The following is a 4,818-nucleotide window of genomic DNA, read 5'->3' as shown; positions in this document are numbered from 1 at the left end:
CGGAGAAGTTCTTCACGTCCGGCCACAAGCCGGCGGACGACAACTCCTTCCTGGACGACTTCCGGGGCCGCCTGGAGCCGTTCCTGCCCTTCCTGGAGATCCACGCCGGTGACCTCTGGCAGACCTCCGACCCGGACGACACCACCCCGGTCGAGTTCCTGCACATCGACATCGCCAAGACGGCCAGGGTCTTCCGCTGCGTGAGCGAGCGATTCCTGAGCCGCCTCGGCCCCGGCTCGGTCGTCCTCCACCAGGACTTCGCGGGACCGCGCCTGCCCTGGCTGCACTGGAGCACCGGCGCACTGCTCCCCTACATCGAGATCGCGGGCCCTCCGATCCGCTCCACGCTGGCCTTCGAGGTGACCCGGCCGATCCCCGAGCACGTCCTCAAGGCCATCTCCGAGGACACGTACACGGTCGACGAGAAGCTCGCCCTGATCTCCGCCGTCCAGGACCGCGTCGACCGCGACCACACCGGCGGCATCCCCTTCAAGTCCGTCCTGGAACTGGCCAAGGCGTACGTCGCGCACTACGCCGGCGAGCACAGGCGGGCCTGGTCCATCGCCAGTCCGCTCACCTCGGACGAGTACCTGAGCCGGACCCGGGCGGACCACTTCGCGCAGCTCAGGAAGGCCCGCGAGCAGGACCGGGCGAAGGGCGGCACCTCCATGGCCTCCGGGCTGAGCCGACTGGTGAGGAGAGCCGTCCGGCGGTGACCGGCGGCCGCCCCGGGGCCGTACTCCGGGGCGGCCTCGTCGGCCGGAAGGGTCGACCCGTCAGCCGCCCAGGATGGCCCGGAGGTCGGCCGCGTTCGCCTCGGTGACCTTCCACAGTTCCTGCTGCCGGCCGTGCACGTCGGCGACGGTCTTGGCGTGGTCGGCGAGGAGGTCCTCGGAGCGTTCCACCAGGCGGGCGGCGAGATGGCGGTCGTGGACGGAGACGCCCCACTCGGGGCGCTCGATGTCGCGCAGGAAGTACGCCATCTTCGGGTGCGAGATCAGGCTGATGATGGGAGTGCCGACGCCGAACGGGATCATGCCCGCGTGGCCGCGCATGCCGATCACCAGCTTGGTGCGGGCGTACAGGTCGCGGATCTCGTCGTTCTCGAAGTCGTACATCGGGATGACGGGCAGCGAGATGCCGTGCTCGCGCCGCAGGTCGAAGGCGATCTTCTCGTCGTCGAGCGAGTGGGCCACGCACTTCACCTCGGCGAGCTCGCCGAGGTCCCGGACAGCCTGGGCCATCTGGGCCAGGAAGTAGTCGTAGTCGTGGCCGAAGCGCAGGCCCGCGCGGTCGTAGGCGGCGTTGACCAGGATGGTGTCGTCGCGTGTCCGCGGGTCCTGCCAGCCGTCCACGAGCTGGCGCATCACCGTGGTGGGACACGGCTGGAAGCGCACCTTGTCGTGCAGGTGCGCCGGGATCATGGCCCGCACCTTCTCGATCGAGCCGTGGTTGCGCAGCCCGAAGAAGGAGGACTTCTCGACGAGCAGGCGCAGCGAGTCCCGGAATCGATGGGCGCGGTAGGACTGGCCGTCGAAGGCGTTGAAGCCCACGGCGAAGACCGCGATCGGCACGTCGACGCGGTTCAGCAGCTCGTCGGGGACGTTCCACTGCCAGGCGCTGTTGCCGTTGGGCATGGTGTCCGGGATGAACAGGCCGCCGCCGCCGATGACCAGGCCGCGCCGGGCGTTCACGCGCTCCAGGGCCGCCTCGTCGAACAGGCGGTGGGCGTGCACGGAGTGCCAGCTGCGGGAGCCGGTGTCGGGGCCGAAGGCCAGGCGCACGGTCTCCGGGAGGAGTTTGTCGCCCGCGTTGCCCTGCCGGTCCATGTAGAAGGCGACGTGCGCGAGCTGGTCCTCGGCGGCGCCCCGGTCCTGGGAGGGCAGGCCGGAGGCGCGCTGCGCCCACAGCCGGCTGGAGCGGTGGGTGATGTCGACGGACAGGCCGGCGGTGGCGTACTCGAGGGCCGCGGTGTTGTCGCCGTGCACCCAGGCCATCTGGGCGAGTCGGGCGTAGGCGGTGGCGGCCCTGTTGGGGGCTGCGGTGGCGAGCAGCAGCTGGGCCCTGGCCTCGTCGTGGCGGGAGACGCTCATCAGGGCGTGGCCGAGCACCTCGTGCGGCCAGGCCGCGTCCAGCGGGATGCGCACGCCGCTCAGGATGTCCACGGCGTCCTGGTAGTCGCCGGTCGAGATGTGCGCGGCGGCGACCTTGCGGGCGGCCTCGACGTCACCGGTGCGCTTGACGTGCGGGGTGCCGTAGTGGACGAGCAGGTCGTGGTGGAGGCCGCCCGGCCTGGCGAGGTACTCGGCGTGGAAGTCGGCGTCGGACAGCTCGAACGCGCGCCAGCGGTCCTCGGCCTGGCTGTAGCCGGCCTCGCCGCCCTGCCACGGCTTGTGGCGGCCGGTGAAGTGCAGGATCGCGGTGTCCTCGGGGACCGGGAGGTCGCCGGACAGGCGCCGCTTGACGAAGTTGTAGCGCGGGTCGAGGCGGATGAAGTCCCCGTCGAGGACCGCGTTGAGGATGCCCTGGTCGTGCTTGTCGAGTTCGTAGTCGCCGCTGCGGCCGCAGCGGTCCAGCTTGGCGCAGAACTCGTCGCTCAGGTACTCGCGCTGGATGACCAGCAGACCGGAGTTGAGCTTGTGCTGCCCGTAGAAGAACTGCGAGACGGCCGCGAGTCCCTCGCGCAGCCTGAGCAGCTCGCCGAGGTCACCGAGGACGACCATGTCGGTGTCGAGGGTGATGACGGTGTCGTACTCACGCAGCCGGAAGACGTCGAGGATGAAGTACGCCTTGCGGACCAGGTAGTTGTCCTGGTCGCCCTTCTTGTACGCGTCGTAGTGGTCGGCGTTCACCCGGCGCAGCACGATCCGCGGGTGCAGGTCGCGGATCTTCGCGATGGAGCCGGGGCGCAGGTCGTCGTAGAGGACCACGAAGTCCTCGCACACGCCGGGGTTGGACAGGGCGAGGCTGCGCAGCAGGACGAGGAAGCCGGGCAGGTAGTTCTCGTCGACGTAGCTGGCGAAGGCGATGCGGCGCTTGCCGGTGAGGGCGTGCGCGTCGGTCGCGGGGGCCAGAGGGGCGGCGGCCGAGGCCGGGGAGGTCGTGGTCATCGCAGGGATATCCTCAGATCGGTCACGTTCTGGGCCCGCTGCATGACCCATGCCTTCTCGCTGGTGTATTCGTGCACGGACGTGATGGCCAGCTTCATCGCTTCCGGGACGCGGTAGGCGCCGCTCTCGTAGAAGTCGAAGCCGATCAGGTCGAGGGTCGGGCTGACGTCGAGGAAGTCCAGCAGGAACAGCATGTTGAAGCCGGTGGTCGGGATGCCCGACCAGACGTCGGTGCCGAGCTTGCCGATGTTGCGCACGGGCCAGCGCAGTGACTCGTCACCGAGGTGGGTCTGGGCGCCGGGGACCAGGCGGTTGCGCAGCGAGTGCTTCCAGTCTCCCGAGACGCCGCCGAAGACGAGCCGGGTGTCGACCCGCTTGTCCCAGTTGAAGCCGTGCTTGTGGATGGTGGCGTGGATGTCGGTACGGCTGCCGGTGTGCCCGGGGTCGATCCGGTACGAGTTGAAGCGCACCACGATGTCGTACGCGTCGATCTCCGCGCCCATCGAACTGGCCCCGACCCGACCGGAGTTGGCGATCAGGCAGACCGACTTGCCGGCGATCCGGTTGCGGAACTCGCCGAGGCTGATCCACCGCACCCCGCCGACGGTGGGGTCGTCGACCGGGCCGCGCATCCGGGTGCGGCGCTGCTCGGCGTAGAGGGCGATCGCCTCGGTGAGCGCGGGCAGGTCCCCGCTCCCGGCGGGCTCGGCGGTGCGCAGGTCGAGGTACTGGCTGAGGAGTTCCTGCCGGTCGGTGGCCGGGGCGTCCTCGGCGGCCAGGCTCAGGAGCGCTCCCACGAGCCGCGGCTCGGCGGCCTGCCAGTCACCGACGGCGTGCGCGGCGAGGCCCTCGGCCCACAGGTCGGTGGCGGGGCCGCGGGCGAACTGCTCGGCGCGCGGGCACTGGCGCCGGAGCAGGTTCAGCAGCTCCCGCTCCTTCTCCGCCGCCGTGCGCATGCCGGCGATCCGGGCGCGGACGCCGAAGCCGTCGTCCTCGGTGAGGGCGAGATACCGCTCGTACGCCTCCACCGCCTCCTTGTCCTCACCGAGGGCCTCCAGGAGGCGGGCGCGCAGTCGCCAACCGGCCCGGGAGTTCTTGCGCTGGGCGAGGACGGTGTCGCTGATGACCAGCGCGAGGTTCAACTCGTCGTCGTAGCCGCACTCCAGCGCCTTGTTGGCGACGGCGAGCAGGGCGTCGAGGAGGTCGTTGCCGAGGCCGGCGGCAGGGGTCGCGGTGCCCTTGACCGCCCGCCTGAGCAGGGCGGTGGCGCCGGCCGGGGCGGGCGCGGAGGCGACGGCCGTGGTGGTGCCCCACACGACCAGCAACTTCCGCAACTGCTCGGCGAGTTCGACACGGCGGCGGTCGATGCTGCCGACGAGTTTGCCGCTGTGCGCCGCGCAGGCGCGCAGGCAGTCGTCCAGCCCCCCTCCGCGCACACGTGCCCGTCTGTTCTGGACCCTCGTCATGGCACTCCTGATTTTGCCGCGGCTATGTTGTGCGATTCGCTCTTTATTAGCACGTGGGGGGAGGTTGGGAGAAAGTTAGGAAACGAAGACGAATTCCAGGTGAATTCGCAGAGACCACCTGGACAACCGTCACTCCGCGGGCCGGGACTTCCCTGTGATTCGGACTAATGTGCCGCGAGTACCGCAGGAGTGTCCGCGCGTCGAACAAGGGGAATTCGTGACCAGCATGACCGTCCGGCCGG

The 4,818-nt window shown here is 70.0% G+C and carries 3 protein-coding genes; 1 reads left to right on the top strand and 2 read right to left on the bottom strand.

Annotated elements, in window-relative coordinates:
* Positions 1-716 (top strand): hypothetical protein (locus ACWBNA_RS47645; RefSeq protein WP_482710851.1); only part of this gene is annotated, 716 nt, incomplete at its 5' end.
* Positions 717-776: 60 nt separating this feature from the next.
* Here ACWBNA_RS47645 and ACWBNA_RS47640 read toward each other — a convergent pair.
* Both ACWBNA_RS47640 and ACWBNA_RS47635 read right to left on the bottom strand, forming a co-directional pair.
* Entirely contained in the window at positions 777-3,110 is a 2,334-nt protein-coding gene (locus ACWBNA_RS47640) for a glycosyltransferase (RefSeq protein WP_482710850.1), read from the bottom strand.
* The gene (locus tag ACWBNA_RS47635; RefSeq protein ID WP_482710849.1) at positions 3,107-4,576 is read right to left on the bottom strand and encodes a glycosyltransferase family 29 protein; all 1,470 of its coding nucleotides are present in this window, start codon (positions 4,574-4,576) and stop codon (positions 3,107-3,109) included. The genes ACWBNA_RS47640 and ACWBNA_RS47635 overlap by 4 nt, the downstream gene beginning before the upstream one ends.
* Positions 4,577-4,818: the final 242 nt, after the last annotated feature.

This window comes from Streptomyces sp. Q2 (assembly GCF_056820935.1).
This window is presented reverse-complemented; position numbering and strand designations above follow the sequence as displayed.

Excerpts from the sequence above, each read along its gene's own strand:
- ACWBNA_RS47635 (WP_482710849.1), bottom strand. The coding sequence starts at position 4,576 with ATGACGAGGGTCCAGAACAGACGGGCACGTGTGCGCGGAGGGGGGCTG.
- ACWBNA_RS47640 (WP_482710850.1), bottom strand. The coding sequence starts at position 3,110 with ATGACCACGACCTCCCCGGCCTCGGCCGCCGCCCCTCTGGCCCCCGCG.